The organism is Streptomyces sp. NPDC021096, from assembly GCF_040641275.1.
In the GTDB taxonomy this organism is placed as follows: Bacteria; Actinomycetota; Actinomycetes; order Streptomycetales; family Streptomycetaceae; genus Streptomyces.
In genome coordinates this window covers 179,837-194,267 of record NZ_JBFADG010000010.1, presented here as the reverse complement: position 1 = coordinate 194,267, position 14,431 = coordinate 179,837, and the positions used below count along the sequence as shown (strand labels likewise).

The 14,431-nt window shown below is 71.6% G+C and carries 12 protein-coding genes, 1 tRNA gene and 1 pseudogene; 6 read left to right on the top strand and 8 right to left on the bottom strand.

Features of this window, described 5'->3' with window-relative positions:
• From AB0G59_RS16815 to AB0G59_RS16805, 3 genes and pseudogenes are all read left to right on the top strand, one after another.
• Positions 1-282 (top strand): annotated as a pseudogene (locus tag AB0G59_RS16815) (cysteine--tRNA ligase); the annotation flags it as partial.
• A gap of 74 nt (positions 283-356) precedes the next feature.
• Positions 357-1,313 carry a 23S rRNA (guanosine(2251)-2'-O)-methyltransferase RlmB gene (gene rlmB, locus AB0G59_RS16810; RefSeq protein WP_360912205.1) on the top strand — a complete coding sequence of 319 codons (957 nt, stop codon included), beginning with the start codon at positions 357-359 and terminating at the stop codon, positions 1,311-1,313.
• Between the two features lie 130 nt (positions 1,314-1,443).
• Complete coding sequence (locus AB0G59_RS16805; RefSeq protein ID WP_360912203.1) at positions 1,444-3,060, top strand: DoxX family membrane protein; 1,617 nt, start codon at positions 1,444-1,446, stop codon at positions 3,058-3,060.
• 84 nt (positions 3,061-3,144) lie between these two features.
• On the opposite strand, the gene AB0G59_RS16800 is transcribed toward AB0G59_RS16805, so the two are convergent.
• The 3 genes from AB0G59_RS16800 to ugpC all read right to left on the bottom strand — a co-directional run bounded on the left by AB0G59_RS16800 (position 3,145) and on the right by ugpC (position 5,748).
• Positions 3,145-3,867: a nucleotidyltransferase family protein gene (locus AB0G59_RS16800; protein WP_071964894.1), complete on the bottom strand. Its 723-nt coding sequence runs from the start codon at positions 3,865-3,867 to the stop codon at positions 3,145-3,147.
• A 141-nt stretch (positions 3,868-4,008) separates the two neighbouring features.
• A complete protein-coding gene (locus tag AB0G59_RS16795; RefSeq protein WP_071964895.1) occupies positions 4,009-4,425 on the bottom strand; it encodes a hypothetical protein in 417 nt (138 codons plus the stop codon).
• A gap of 195 nt (positions 4,426-4,620) precedes the next feature.
• The gene (gene ugpC, locus AB0G59_RS16790; RefSeq protein WP_360912200.1) at positions 4,621-5,748 is read right to left on the bottom strand and encodes a sn-glycerol-3-phosphate ABC transporter ATP-binding protein UgpC; all 1,128 of its coding nucleotides are present in this window, start codon (positions 5,746-5,748) and stop codon (positions 4,621-4,623) included.
• Between the two features lie 182 nt (positions 5,749-5,930).
• On the opposite strand from ugpC, the gene AB0G59_RS16785 reads away from it, so the two are divergent.
• Positions 5,931-6,003, top strand: a tRNA-Thr gene (locus AB0G59_RS16785).
• A gap of 68 nt (positions 6,004-6,071) precedes the next feature.
• Here the strand turns inward: AB0G59_RS16785 and AB0G59_RS16780 are convergent.
• A complete protein-coding gene (locus AB0G59_RS16780) occupies positions 6,072-8,240 on the bottom strand; it encodes an MMPL family transporter (RefSeq protein ID WP_360912199.1) in 2,169 nt (722 codons plus the stop codon).
• Between the two features lie 273 nt (positions 8,241-8,513).
• Between AB0G59_RS16780 and AB0G59_RS16775 the strand changes: the two genes are divergently transcribed.
• Complete coding sequence (locus AB0G59_RS16775; RefSeq protein WP_360912197.1) at positions 8,514-9,620, top strand: aminopeptidase P family protein; 1,107 nt, start codon at positions 8,514-8,516, stop codon at positions 9,618-9,620.
• A 6-nt stretch (positions 9,621-9,626) separates the two neighbouring features.
• On the opposite strand, the gene AB0G59_RS16770 is transcribed toward AB0G59_RS16775, so the two are convergent.
• The 3 genes from AB0G59_RS16770 to AB0G59_RS16760 all read right to left on the bottom strand — a co-directional run bounded on the left by AB0G59_RS16770 (position 9,627) and on the right by AB0G59_RS16760 (position 12,937).
• A complete protein-coding gene (locus AB0G59_RS16770; protein ID WP_360912195.1) occupies positions 9,627-10,118 on the bottom strand; it encodes a GNAT family N-acetyltransferase in 492 nt (163 codons plus the stop codon).
• Between the two features lie 95 nt (positions 10,119-10,213).
• Complete coding sequence (locus tag AB0G59_RS16765; protein ID WP_360912192.1) at positions 10,214-11,779, bottom strand: MFS transporter; 1,566 nt, start codon at positions 11,777-11,779, stop codon at positions 10,214-10,216.
• A gap of 144 nt (positions 11,780-11,923) precedes the next feature.
• Positions 11,924-12,937 carry a zinc-binding dehydrogenase gene (locus tag AB0G59_RS16760; protein WP_360912213.1) on the bottom strand — a complete coding sequence of 338 codons (1,014 nt, stop codon included), beginning with the start codon at positions 12,935-12,937 and terminating at the stop codon, positions 11,924-11,926.
• A gap of 152 nt (positions 12,938-13,089) precedes the next feature.
• On the opposite strand from AB0G59_RS16760, the gene AB0G59_RS16755 reads away from it, so the two are divergent.
• Positions 13,090-13,791 (top strand): pentapeptide repeat-containing protein, encoded by a 702-nt coding sequence (locus AB0G59_RS16755; protein WP_360912190.1) that lies wholly within the window; start codon positions 13,090-13,092, stop codon positions 13,789-13,791.
• Positions 13,792-13,818: 27 nt separating this feature from the next.
• Here AB0G59_RS16755 and AB0G59_RS16750 read toward each other — a convergent pair whose 3' ends face one another.
• The gene (locus tag AB0G59_RS16750; RefSeq protein ID WP_360912188.1) at positions 13,819-14,313 is read right to left on the bottom strand and encodes a hypothetical protein; all 495 of its coding nucleotides are present in this window, start codon (positions 14,311-14,313) and stop codon (positions 13,819-13,821) included.
• Positions 14,314-14,431: the final 118 nt, after the last annotated feature.

Below are 14,431 nucleotides of genomic sequence, written 5' to 3'. Positions count from 1 at the left end.
GCGGATGACAAGGATTCGGCTGTCGCCCGGCTGGCGGAGGTCCGTGCGATGCTGGGTGTGCTGGGTCTGGATCCGCTGGACGCGCAGTGGGCCGATGCCTCCGGTCGTGGTGACGATCTGCACGGCGTGGTGGACTCCCTGGTCAGGCTGGTCCTCGAGCAGCGTGAAGCGGCCCGGGGGCGTAAGGACTACGCGACCGCGGACGCGATCCGTGATCAGCTCCAGCACTCCGGACTCGCGATCGAGGACACCCCCGCCGGACCGCGCTGGTCCCTGTCCTGAGGGACACTTTTCGTACGTACGTTTACTGAGCCTCTGTCCCAGAGGCTCTGAGCAGTAAAGAAACAGGTGACCCCATGGCCGGCAACAGCCAGCGCAGGAACCGCCGCACGTCCAACAAGAAGGGCGCGACGGTCGGCAGCGGCGGCAAGCGGCGCCGAGGCCTGGAGGGCAAGGGCCCGACCCCGCCCGCGTCGGAGCGCAAGGGGCACAAGAAGAACCGCCTCGCCAACGCCGCTGCCAAGCGGACCGTCGCCGCCCGCCGCCCCGCGCCGCGTCGCGGCGGCCCCAAGGGCACCAACGAGCTCGTCGTCGGCCGTAACTCGGTCGTCGAGGCGCTGCGCGAGGGCGTCCCCGCGAACACGCTCTACGTCCAGCAGTTCCTGGACAACGACGAGCGCGTCCGCGAGGCGCTCCAGCTCGCCACGGAAAAGGGCCTCAACCTCATGGAGGCCCCCCGTCCCGAGCTCGACCGCATGACCAACGGCCTCAACCACCAGGGCCTCGTGCTCTCGGTGCCGCCGTACGACTACGCGCACCCCGAGGACCTCACCGCCGCCGCCTACGACGACGGCGAGGACCCGCTGATCGTCGCGCTCGACGGCATCACGGACCCGCGCAACCTCGGTGCCGTCGTCCGCTCCGTCTCCGCCTTCGGCGGTCACGGCGTCGTCGTCCCCGAGCGCCGTGCGGCCGGCATGACCGCCAGCGCCTGGAAGACCTCGGCCGGCACGGCCGCCCGTACGCCCGTGGCGCGCGCCACCAACATGACGCGCATGCTCGAGGCGTACCAGAAGGAAGGCCTGATGGTCGTCGGCCTCGCCGCGGACGGCGACGTCGAGCTGCACGAGCTGGAGGCCCTGGAGGGCCCGGTCGTCATCGTCGTCGGCAGCGAGGGCAAGGGCCTGTCCCGCCTGGTCGGCGAGACCTGCGACTTCCGGGTGCGGATCCCGATGCCGGGCGGCGCCGAGTCGCTCAACGCCGGTGTCGCCGCGGGCGTCGTGCTCTACGAGGCGGCGCGCCGCCGCGCCTGACGCGAACCGTTTCGCCCGGCGGCCAGGGATGATCTTCCCTGGCCGCCGGGCGTTTTCTTGATGATCTTGACGGGTCTCGGACACATCGAACCGGTCAAGGCAGTGTCCTAATCTCCGGTCACTCGGTTAGATGAGTGTGGACACCAGAACACCCCGCACACCTACGGGGGGAAGCTCTTCGGGTTACGACGACCAGCCCGTGCTGAGTACGGTGAAGGTCCCGTCCGACCCCGCGCAGGTCATCGTCAACAACCTGAGCTTCCGGGTGCAGCTAGCCCGGCCCCCACGCGCCGTACGGCAATTCGCCGGAGGAGTGGACACGGCGCGGCTGCCCACCGTCAAGAGCGGCGCGGCCAAGCGCCGCGCCCCCGTGGTGTGGAGCGGGCGGACCGGTCCGGGCGACTCGGCCTCCACCCAACTCCTGGAGGCCGTCCGGGACTCCGGCGCCGCCGGGCCCGGCCATCCGGCCGCCTCGGGGGACGCCGGAGCCACCCAGGTGCTGCCGCGCATCGGCGCGGACGACGGCCCCCCGACCACCGTCATCGGCCCCCGGGTGCCCGCCGAGGCGGCTCCGGGCGGCCCCGGCACCCAACTGCTGCACGGCGTGCGCACCACCGAGAGCGCGTACGACGAAGAGCACTACGACTACCCCGAGTTCGACGAGCAGGACCCCGACGAGGACGACGAGCTCGACCAGGGCCGCGGCGACTCCGTCCGCCACGCCTACTACCCCGGGCGCCGGATGAACCTCGGCGTCGTCCTGCTGCCGCTGCGCATCTTCCTCGGCCTCATCTCGATCTACGCCGGCATGGGCAAGCTGTGCGACCCCGTCTACTTCGACGGCGGCAAGCGCGGCTCCATGGTCGGCTGGCTCACCCAGCTCCACCCCTGGGCCGTGGCCTCGCCCCTGCGGGACCTCGCCCTGAGCCACCCCGTCGGCGCAGGCCTCACCGTCGCCTTCCTCCAGGTCGTCGTCGGCATCCTGACGATCTTCGGCCTCTGGCAGCGGCTCGCCGCCTCCATCGGCGCCCTGCTGTCCGCGGTCCTCCTCGTCACGGTCAGCTGGCAGAACGCCCCCGCCTACGACGCGCCCGACATCATCTACCTCGCCGCGTGGAGCCCCCTGGTGATCGCCGGGGCGCCCTTCTACTCCATCGACGGGCGGCTGGCCGGCGAGGCCTGGCGGCGGCTCGGCCCGCGTGCCGAGCTGTGGGACCTGCGGCGGCGCGTACTGCGCCGGGGCACCGTGATGGCGACGGTCCTCATCGGGATCTCCCTGCTGGCCGGCTCGATGCTCGGCGGGGCCGTCCGCTCCTCCCGGGTCGCCCAGGCGCCCGGGACGCCCGCCCCGCCCGCCAACAGCCTCCCCGGCTCGCCGCTCCCGCAGCGGCCCTCCTCGTCCACCCCGCGCGGCTCCCACGGCCCCGCGGTCGCGGGCACCCCGAAGCCCAGCGCCTCCAACCGCAAGGCGCCGACGCCGGCCGCCACCCCGTCCGCGCCCGGCGCGGCACGGACGCCCGCGAGCTCGGCGGGCAGCGCCGGCCAGCCCGGCAGCACGGGCAGCGTCCGCCCGGCCCCGCAGACCCCGCGCCAGGCCCCGGCGCCGGCGGCCCCGCCGCACAGCTCCTCGGGCTCGTCGACGGGCACCTCCACCGGAGGGAGCGCGGGCGGCTCGGGCGGCTCGTCCAGCGGCTCCGGCTCCGGCGGCTCACGCGGCGGAGGCGCCCTCGGCGGCCTCCTCGGCTGAACCGCCTCCCCACCCCCCACGCGCCGGCCGGGCTGGACCTCCAGCCCGGCCGGCGCTCTGCTGTACGGGGGCGGAACCGGCTCCCTAGCGGGCCAGCTCCTTGGCGGCCTCGGTCAGGTCCTTGGCGGTGTCGATGGCGCGCCAGTACGCCCCGTGCGGCAGCGGGAAGCCGGCCAGCCGGCGCTCGCGGGCCAGCCGGGGGAACGTGGTCCGCTCGTGGTCGCCGCGCTCCGGCAGCAGGTCGGTGAAGCCGGGCGAGAACACGTACACGCCGGCGTTGATCTGGTACGGCGAGGGCGGCGACTCGATGAAGTCCAGGACGTGCCCGAACTCGTCGGTCTTCACCGCGCCCCAGGGGATGCGCGGCCGGGCCAGCGCCAGGGTGGCCGTGGCGTCGCGCTCATGGTGGAAGGCGGCCATCTCCCGCAGCGAGAAGCGCGTCCAGATGTCGCCGTTCGTGGCGTACCAGGGTTCGTCGGGGCGGGGCAGGGAGGCGGCCGCGTACTTGAGCCCGCCGCCCCGGCCGAGCGGCTCCTTCTCGACCACGGTGGTCACCCGGAGCGGCAGATCGGCCGACACGAGCCAGTCCTGGAGAACTTCGGCCAGATGGCCGCACGAGACCACGGCGTCCGTGACGCCTTCGGAGGCCAGCCAGGCAAGCTGATGGCCGATGATCGGGACTCCCGTGCCGGGAATCTCGACCATCGGCTTGGGACGGTCGTCGGTATACGGGCGAAGCCGTGAACCCTGGCCTCCGGCCAGGATCACGGCTTGCGCGGGGTACGGGTAGGGATGCGCGGCGGTCATGCTCCGCACGATATGCGGTGCCGCGAGCGGAGACGCCGCCGGTGGGCCCGCCCGTAGCCATGGGGGCGGCCGTGGGACCGCCCGGAGCCCGCCAGGGGGCTCAGCCGGCCCCCGGGGCCTCAAGGGGTCCGCCGGAGGCCGTCAGTGCCCCTGGACGACGCCGGAGGCGAAGGCCGTGTCACAGACGGGCCGTGAGTAGGACTGCGCCTGCTTGACCGAGTGGTACTTGGCGACCGCCGCACGCCCCAGCGCACGGGCGATGTCCGCGCAGTGCCGGGCCAGCGAGGGACGGCCGTTGGTCGCCTCCTGCAGGTGCGTGAGGGCGACGCCGGGGTTCTTCTCCTGCAGCTCACGCATCAGCCGGTCGCGCAGCACCTCGTGCGGGGCGCGCACCTGCGCGACGGTCGAGGCGTTGCCGGAAGAGGCGGTGAGTACCTGCGACTCGGCGTTCGGTGCCGCCCAGGGGACACGCGTTACCGCGAGAGTCCCCGAGAGCACAAGAACGACCGGGAGGACGAGAGCGAGGGTTCTGCCGATGCGGCGGGCGGCCTGGTTCATGCCGGAGATGGTAGCGAGGGGTAATGACGAGGCGACATTTAGTCACCCGGTCGAGCGACACGGCTGCGCACAGGTGCGGTTATTCCTTTGACGCGTGGGGCTCGAAATGGGGGATGTGTCGGGGATTTTGCGGACACGACGGCGCCCCGGGTCCGTACGCGACGGACCCGGGGCGCCGTCGTGTTGCTGTCGGGCTCAGTCGCTGAGGCGCTCGCCCGAGGACGTGGAGAAGACGTGGAGCTCGCCGGCGCGGGGCACGACGTGCAGGACGGAGCCCTTCTCCGGTACGCGCCGGCCGTTGACGCGCACCACGAGGTCCTTCTGCTCGCCGCCGACCTCGGCGGTGCCGTACACATAGCCGTCGGCGCCGAGCTCCTCGACGACGTTGACGGTGACGGCGAGGCCGGCCGGGGCGTCCTTGCTGAGCGAGCCGACGGAGCCGGCGCCCTGCTCGACGACGTCGAAGTGCTCGGGGCGCACGCCCACGGTGACCGTGCGGTCGCCCTTGTCGGAGGCGGTGGTCAGCGCCTCGCGCGAGACGGGCACGATGCTGTTGCCGAACTTCACGCCGCCGTCGGTGATCGGCACCTCGACCAGGTTCATGGCGGGCGAGCCGATGAAGCCGGCGACGAAGAGGTTGGCGGGGCGGTCGTACATGTTGCGCGGGGAGTCGATCTGCTGCAGCAGCCCGTCCTTGAGCACCGCCACGCGGTCGCCCATGGTCATGGCCTCGACCTGGTCGTGGGTGACGTAGACGGTGGTGATCCCCAGGCGGCGCTGCAGCCCGGCGATCTGGGTGCGGGTCTGCACGCGCAGCTTCGCGTCGAGGTTGGACAGCGGCTCGTCCATGAGGAAGACCTGCGGCTCGCGGACGATGGCGCGGCCCATGGCCACGCGTTGGCGCTGGCCGCCGGAGAGGGCCTTGGGCTTGCGGCCCAGGTACTCGGTGAGGTCCAGGATGCGGGCCGCGTCCTCGACCTTCTGGCGGATCTCGGCCTTCGGCACCCCGGCGATCTTCAGGGCGAAGCCCATGTTGTCGGCCACGGTCATGTGCGGGTACAGCGCGTAGTTCTGGAACACCATCGCGATGTCCCGGTCCTTCGGAGGCAGGTGCGTGACGTCGCGGTCGCCGATGCGGATCGAGCCGCCGTTGACGTCCTCCAGCCCCGCCAGCATGCGCAGCGAGGTGGACTTGCCGCAGCCGGAGGGGCCCACGAGGACCAGGAATTCCCCGTCCTCGATGGCGATGTCGAGCTGGTCGACGGCCGGCTTCTGGGCGCCCGGGTAGATGCGGGTCGCCTTGTCGAACGTGACTGTGGCCATGGTGATGCGTCCCTTCACCGGCAGGAACGTGCCGGACGATCCGAGTAGAGGGAGTGGTCCAGTCCAATTGGACGGGATCGCCGGTGACGCTACCCGGGCGGGGGACGGTTGTCAGCAGTCGGCGGGGTTACGAAATTGATGGCCTGTGCATGGTCGGAGTCCGGTTAGACTGCCTCTCGCAAGCCGACTTAGCTCAGCTGGTAGAGCACCGCTCTTGTAAAGCGAAGGTCGTCGGTTCGAACCCGACAGTCGGCTCTTCACGACAGAACCGCAGGCCCCCCGGAGGGGACCTGCGGTTCTGTGCGTTTCACGGGCCGTGGCGGCTAGCGCCGGACCTGCTCGCCCTCCCACTGCGGGGCGGTGCCCAGGGCGGCGTCCGCCGGGGCGGCGGTGGCCTTGGGCGCGTCCTGGTGGCCCGGCCACCAGGCCTTGTGGCCCAGCAGGGACGTGATGGTGGGCACCAGCAGCATGGCCATGACGAAGGCCGTGAGCAGGATGCCGAAGGCCACCGCGAAGCCCATCTGCTGGAGCATGGAGTTGTCCGCGAGCATCAGGACACCGAAGGTGCCGGCGAGGATGATCGCCGCGGCGCTGATGGTCGGTGCGGACTGGGCGACCGCGGTGCGGATGGCCTCCTTGGGCTCGACGCCGCGCTGCACTTCTTCGCGCAGGCGGGCGACCATGAGGATGTTGTAGTCGGTGCCGATGGCGACGACGAAGAGATAGACGATGACCGGCAGCATGAACAGCAGGCCGTTCTTGCCCTGCACGTCCTGGAAGAGCCAGACCGTCGCGCCGAGGGTGGCGCCGAAGCCGAGGGCCACCGCGATCATCAGGTACACCGGGGCGACGAGGCTGCGCAGCAGCAGGCCCAGGATGAGCATGATGGCGAGGCCGGCGACCGGGAAGACGAGCCGGTAGTCGTGCCCGACGGCGTCCTTGATGTCGTACAGGACGGCGGAGGTGCCGCCGACGAGCGCCTTGGTGCCCTCGGGAGCCGCCTTGTGGGCGCTGTCGCGCAGGGGGCCGCCGGCCAGCTCGATGGCCTTGTCGGCGCTGGGGGCGTACTTGAGGACGACGCTGTACTGGGCGACGGAGCCGTCGGGGTTGCTGACGGCGGGCGAGGCCTGGCCGACGCCCTCGACGGCGGCGAGCTTGCCGCGGAAGGTCTCCAGGGCGGCCTTGTCGAGGGGCGAGCCGTCCTTGGACTTGAGGTAGACCATGGCCGGGTCGGACTGGCCCGCGGAGAAGCCGCGCTGCAGGTCCTTCATGGCCTGGACGGACTCGAGCTTCTGCGACATCTGGCTGGAGGTGTCGAACTCCGCCTTGAAGTTGAACGCGCCCACGGCCAGGACGGCGAGCACGACGGTGGACAGCGCCGCCATGATGCCGGGACGGCGGGAGACGAGGTTGCCCACGCCGTTCGCGAAACGATTCTTCGGCTGCTTCTTCCACGCCTTGGACGGCCAGAAGGCCTTGGCGCCCAGCAGTGAGAAGACGGCGGGCACGAGCGTGAGCGCGGCCACGAGGGTGACGGCCACGGCGATGGCCAGGGACGGGCCCATCGCGCGCATCATGCCCATCGTGGACAGCAGCAGCGCGAGGAAGGCCACGATGACGGCGCCGGCGGCCGAGGCGATCGTCTCGCCGACCTTGGCGACCGCGTCCTCGAGGGCCTGCTTGGGCGCCTGTCCGGCCCGCAGGTGCTCGCGGTAGCGGAAGAGCAGGAAGAGGATGTAGTCGGTGCCGACGCCGAAGAGAACGACGATGAGGATCGCGGATATCGAGCTGTCGGCCTTCAGACCGCCCAGTTCGGCGGCGGTGCCGATCAGGCCGATGGCGACCATGAACACCAGCATGATGATGACGACCGGAAGAATCGCGATCAGCGGGCTGCGGAAGATGACCAGCAGCAGCACGATGATGAGCAGCAGCGTCGCCGACATGATCATCGCATCGGTGTCGCCCGAGGACTCCTGCGAATCCAGCGCGGTCGCCGCCTGACCGGTGACGCCCAGCTTCAATTGCGTGCCGTCCAGCAGCGGTTTGGCGTCCTCGCGCAACTGCTTGACCGACTTGGGCAACTGCTCGTCGTAAGCGTTCTTGGTGGTCGCGATGATGTTCGCGAGGGCTATTTCCCCATTGGGAGAGACGGCCTGCGGTCCGGTGACGACCTTGGCGATCTTCTCCCGGTGCTTGCCTTCGAGCCCGCCGGCCACCTTGATGACGTCACGCCGGTCGGCGTCCGTGAGCTTGCCGCCGTCGGTCCGCTGGAAGACGGCTATGGCGGCGGGCTGTTCGGTCTTGGGGAAGGCCTTTTCCTGGAGGTTGCCTACCTGTACGGATTCGTAATGGGAAGGCAGGAACTCCGTTTCATCAGTGGTGGACTTGAGACCGGGGGCCAGTATGGCGAGGGCCACGGCTGCGATGATCCAACCCGCGATCGTGAGCCAGGGCCGGTGGACGGCGAACCGCCCGACTCGACGGAACATGGTGCTCCTTCAACATTCTTCACTTGACGTCGCTGCGTCGCTGCATCTGTGCGTGCCGACAGCGGATTCGACTGCGGGGGTGTTCGTACGGGCGTGCAGCACGGGCATGAACACGCTAGGCAACCGAGTTCCGCGGACACAATGATTTCCGGGGGGAATCAGGGGGAAATCGACCCTGGGGTAGGTGGTGTCTCCACCCTGGGGAGGAGGGCCCCTCACCCGTGGGGTAGAGACCGCCCTGCCGAGCGCCTTCGTGGGGATTACTCTGCCCCCATGAGCGATGTCGACTTCTACGCGGCGCGCATGGACCGCGCCGCCCGCGCGGCCACCCAGGAAGGGCTGGCCGGACTGATCGTCACGCCGGGCCCCGACCTCGTATGGCTGTGCGGCTACGGACCGCCGGCCACCAGCGAGCGGCTGACCGCCCTGCTGCTCGTACCGGGCCGTCGCCCGCAGCTCATCGTGCCCCAGCTGGAGCGCCCCGACGCCGAACGCGCGCCCGGCGCGGGCGCGTTGGTCATCACCGGCTGGACGGACGGCGAGGACCCGTACGCGGCGGTCGCCAAGCTCCTTGACGGGCACGGCCGTTACGGTGTGTCCGACAATGCCTGGGCGCTGCACCTGCTCGCCCTCCAGCGCACCTTCCCGGGCACGGCGTACGGCGCGCTCACCGAGGCGCTGCCCATGATGCGGGCCGTGAAGGACGCCTACGAGGTGGAGCGGCTCGCGGCGGCGGGAGCCGCGGCGGACGCCACGTACGAGACGATCGTCGACCTGCGGTTCGCGGGCCGCCGGGAGAGCGAGGTGGCCGCCGACCTCGCCAGGCTGCTGCGCGAGAACGGCCACAGCCAGGTCGACTTCACGATCGTCGGCTCGGGCCCCAACGGCGCCAACCCGCACCACGAGGCGGGGGAGCGCGTCATCGAGGACGGCGACATGGTCGTGCTCGACTTCGGCGGGCTCAAGGACGGCTACGGCTCCGACACGACCCGTACCGTGCACGTGGGCGAGCCGTCCTCCGAGGAGCGCAAGGTCCACGACCTGGTGCGGGAGGCGCAGCAGGCGGCGTTCGAGGCGGTGCGCCCGGGCGTCGCCTGCCAGGAGATCGACCGGGTGGCCCGGCAGATCATCCGCCGGGCGGGCTACGGCGAGTACTTCATCCACCGCACCGGCCACGGCATCGGCGTCACCACCCACGAGCCCCCCTACATGGTGGAGGGTGAACATCTGCCCCTCGTCCCCGGAATGTGCTTCTCCATCGAGCCGGGCATCTATCTGCCGGGCCGTTTCGGGGTCCGCATCGAGGACATCGTCCTGTGCACGGAGACGGGGGCGCGGCGGCTGAACAACACGGCGAGGGAGCTGCGGATCGTGGCTTAGCCGCGGCTACCGCAGCGGGCGGTGCATGACGTGCAGCCCGGTGTACGAGCCGTCGGGGAGCCGGAAGCCGTCGGGGATCGTGCCGACGATCGTGAAGCCCAGGGAGCGCCAGAGGGCGACGGCCCGGGTGTTCGCCTCGACGACGGCGTTGAACTGCATGCCGCGGTAGCCCTCGGCGCGCGCCCACGCGATCGCGTGCTCGCCGAGGGCCCGGCCGACGCCGCGGCCCGTGTGCTCGGGCGCCACCATGAAGCTGGCGCTGGCGATGTGGGAGCCGCCGCCCATCTGATTGGGGTTCATCTTGGCGCTGCCGAGGACCGTTCCGTCGTCGTCCACCGCCACGACCGTCCGGCCCGGCGCCGTCAGCAGCCACCACTCGCGCCCCTGTTCGAACGTCAGGTCGCGGGGGTAGGTGTAGGTTTCGCCGGCGGTGGTGATGTCCCGGAAGAACGGCCAGATGGCAGGCCAGTCGGCGGGGTCGGCGTCTCTGATGGGCATGGGGGTCAGGATGAGGCCATCGTGCATTTCGCGCCACCGATTTTCGCCGGGCACGCCGACTGCCGGCCCCGTCCGGCCCTGTCCGCATGCCGCGCTCAGACGGCCCGCATGCGGTGCGGGTCGTAGGCGGGCCCGTACTCGGTGGCCGCCGACGCCTGCCGGGGCGCCCGCGCGGTGATCAGCAGCCAGGCCACCGTGGCCGCGAGCAGCATGATGCCCGAGCCCCAGGCGATGGCGACGCCGAAGCCGTGCACGGTGCCCTCCTTGACGACCCGGTCCTGGACGTCCGGGGTCATGCCGCCCGTGGCGGCCGCGGTCTGCAGGTGCGCGGTGATGTAGGCGGCGCTCGTGGAGGTGGCGATGGTGTTGAGCAGCGCCGTGCCGATGGAACCTCCCACCTGTTGCGCCGTATTGACGGTCGCCGAGGTGACACCCGAGTCGTGGACGGCCACCCCCGAGGTCGCGACGTCCATGACGGGCATGAAGATCAGGCCCATGCCGAGGCCGACCAGCAGCATCGACGGCAGGACGTGCGAGGCGTAGGCGGGCTCGACGGTCAGGAACGTCAGTGCGAACAGCCCGCCGGCCGCGAGGAGGGCACCGGGCGTCATCAGCAGGCGCGGCGGCAGACGGCTCATCAGGCGCGCGGAGATCTGCGTGGAGGCGAAGATGATGGCGCCCGTCAACGGCAGGAAGGCCAGCCCCGCCTTGAGCGGCGAATAGCCCAGCACCACCTGCAGGTAGTAGGTCATGAACAGGAACATCCCGAACATCCCCATGACGGCCAGCGCCAGCATCAGGAACGCACCGCCACGGTTGCGGTCGCGGACGATGTGCAGGGGGAGCAGGGGGTTGCGCGCCCGCGTCTGCCACCAGGCGAAGACGCCCAGCAGCACCACGCCGCCGCACAGCAGCCCCAGCACGAGCGGGTCGCTCCAGCCGCGCGGCCGGGCCTCGCTGCAGCCGTAGACGACCGCCACCAGACCACCGCAGCCCAGCACCACGCCGCGGATGTCCAGACTCGGCCGTCCCGCGCGCTCCGGGCGCGGGTCGTGCAGCAGCCAGAGCGCGCCCAGCAGCGCGACGAGGGCGATCGGCACGTTCACGTACAGGCACCAGCGCCAGTTCAGGAACTCGGTCAGCAGCCCGCCCATGATCAGCCCGATGGCCGCGCCGCCGCCCGCGATGGCGCCGTAGATGCCGAACGCCTTGCTGCGCTCCTTGACGTCGGTGAACGTCGTCGTCAGCAGCGACAGCGCGGAGGGCGCCAGGAGGGCGCCGAAGGCCCCCTGCAGGGCCCGGGCGGCGAACAGCAGCCCCGAGGTGTGCGCGGCCCCGCCCAGGGCGGAGGCGCAGGCGAAGCCGACCAGGCCGATGACGAAGGTGCGCTTGCGCCCGATCAGATCGGCGATCCTGCCCCCGAGCAGCAGGAGCCCGCCGAAGGCGAGGGTGTAGGCGGTGATGACCCATTGCCGGTTGCTGTCGGACATATGGAGCTCGCGCTGCGCGGAGGGGAGCGCGATGTTCACGATGGTCGCGTCGAGGACGACCATGAGCTGTGCGAGGGCGATCACCACCAGTCCCCACCAGCGGCGGGGGTCGGCCTCCGGCCGGTGGGAACGGGTGGTGGACGGTATGGAGGGCTGGCTCGTCGAGCTCATGAAGACCTGCTCTCGCGGCCGGCTGCGGGGAGCGGCCGATGGCGTGCAGAAGCTCGCAGTCCAGCGTAGGCCCGGCGGGTGACATTCGCGCGCCGGAGGTTTGGCGGACCGAGAGGCTCTGACAGCGGGAGCGCGGCGGGCCCGTCAGGGGACCAGGACGACCTTGCCGACCGTTCCGCGCGTCTCCAGCGCCTTGTGCGCGGCGGCGGCCTCGGCGAGCGGGAAGCGCTGCACGGCGGGTACGACCTTGCCGGCGGCGGCCTGCGCCAGGGACTCCTCCTCCAGCCGCCGCAGGCCGGTTTGACCGCCGCCGAAGCGCGCCAGCATGGCCGGCCCGAGCACGCTCCGCGAGGTGATGCCGCGCTCGGCGAGCCAGTCCGGGTCGAGATCCAGCGGGCCGCCGCCGGTGATGCCCCGCGCGGACCAGCCGAACACCAGGTGCTGCCCGCCCGGCCCGAGCAGGTCGACGGCGGCGCGGGCGGCCTCGCCGCCGACGCCGTCGAAGACGACCGTGACGGACTTCCCCCACAGGGCGGTACGGGCCCGCTCGGCCCACTCGGGGTCGTTGTAGTCCAGCGCGTGGTCCGCGCCCAGCGCGCTCACCTGCCGGACCTTGGCCGGCCCACCGGCGAGCCCGACGACCGTGGCGCCCGCGTTCCGGGCGTACTGCACGAGCAGGGAGCCGATGCCGCCGGCCGCCGCGGTGACGATCACGACGTCGTCCTCGGTCAGCTCGGTGAAGCCGAGGATGCCGAGCGCGGTGCGGCCCGTGCCGATCATGGCGATGGCCTGGTCCTCGCCCAGTCCCTCCGGTATCTCGTGCAGCCGTTCGGCGTCGGTGACGGCCAGCTCCGCGTAGCCGCCGCCCGGAACGCCGGCGCCCAGGTGGGCGACGACGCGGCGGCCGAGCCAGGCCGGGTCGGTGCCCTCGCCGAGCGCGTCGACGGTGCCGGCGACCTCACGGCCGGGGACGACGGGCAGTTCGGGGAGGGCGTACGGGCCGTTGGGGTCGCCGGCGCGCAGGGCGGCGTCGACGAGGTGGACACCGGCGGCGCGCACGGCGATCCGGACCTGGCCGGGGCCGGGGACGGGGGCTTCGGTCCGCTCGTAGGCGAGGTTCTCGGCGGGGCCGAAGGCGTGCAGCCGGACGGCGTTCATGGGGCTCATGGGGCTCTCCTCGAAGATCGGCGGGGGAACATCCCCGAGTCTTCAACCCCAACCATGGTTGAGGTCAAGGCGTCCCGGGACGTTGTCAGTGCCGTGTGTCACGGTGGGACGCGTACGGAGAGTGACGGCGAGGGGAGACGGGCATGAGCGGCACGGGCGACAGGGGCAGGACGCGCAAGGCCCGGCAGCCGCTGGCCAGGCTGCCCGAGGTGCGGCTGCCGGACCTGCGGCCCTTCGACGGGGGAGAGCTGGAGTCCGAGGAGGACTACGACGGGCTGGAGTTCACCGACGCCGACTTCGCGGGCCAGGACGGCCGCAGCGCGTACTTCATGGACTGCGCGTTCCGCCGCTGCGCGCTGGACGAGGCCCGGCTGCGCCGGTCGCGGTTCGTGGACTGCGTGCTCGACGGGGTGCGCGGCGTGGGCACGGACCTCGCGGACGCCACGCTGCGCGACGTGGAGGTGCGCGACGCGCGGTTCGGCGGGCTGCAGGCGCACGGCGCGACCCTGGAGCGGGTGCACTTCAAGGGCGGCAAGATCGACTATCTGAACGCCCGGAAGGCCGTGCTCAAGGACGTGACGTTCGAGGGCTGTGTGCTGGCCGAGGCCGACTTCGCCGCGGCACGCCTGGAGCGGGTCGTCTTCCGCGACTGCGTGCTGCGCGGGATGGACTTCGGCGGGGTGCTGATGAAGGACGTCGATCTGCGGGCTGCCACGGAACTGCAGATCACCAGGGGCATCGACCGGCTGTCGGGTGCGATCATCAGTCCGACCCAACTCATCGAGCTGGCGCCCGCGTTCGCGGCGCAGATAGGTCTGCGCGTGGAGGTGCCGACGGGGGAGTGACGCCCCGCGCGGGCGCCGGGAGCCGGCTCAGACGCGGGGGAAGCGGCTCTGCAGGTCCCAGACGACGGGGTTGTCGGCGAGGCCCTCGTGCATGTCGGCCAGGTCGGCGATCAGGTCGTGCAGGAAGTCACGGGCCTCGCGGCGCAGCGCCCGGTGGTTGAAGGTCAGCGGGGCCTCGTCGGGTGCCCAGTCGGCGGTGACGTCGACCCAGCCGAAGCGGCGCTCGAAGACCATGCAGTCGGTGGACTCGGTGAAGTCCAGCTCGGCGAACTGGGTGGCCGAGGAGCGGTTGCCCCGGGGATCGCGGTCGATCTGCTCGATGACGTCGCACAGGGCCCAGGCGAAGTCGAGCACCGGCACCCATCCCCAGGCTGTGGACAGCTCCCGGTCCGCCTTCACGTCGGCGAGGTAGACGTCGCCGCAGAACAGGTCGTGCCGCAGGGTGTGGACGTCCGCGGTGCGGTAGTCCGTCTGCGGAGGGTCCGGGAAGCGGCGGGAGAGGGAGTAGCCGAGGTCGATCACGCTTCGATGGTACGGAACGGACGGGTGCGCGAGGTACGGGCGCGGGGGCGGCGGGGCCGCACGAGCGGCGGGGCCCGCGCCCCGGCCACCGGGCGGGTGGCGGGAGCGCGGGCCCCAC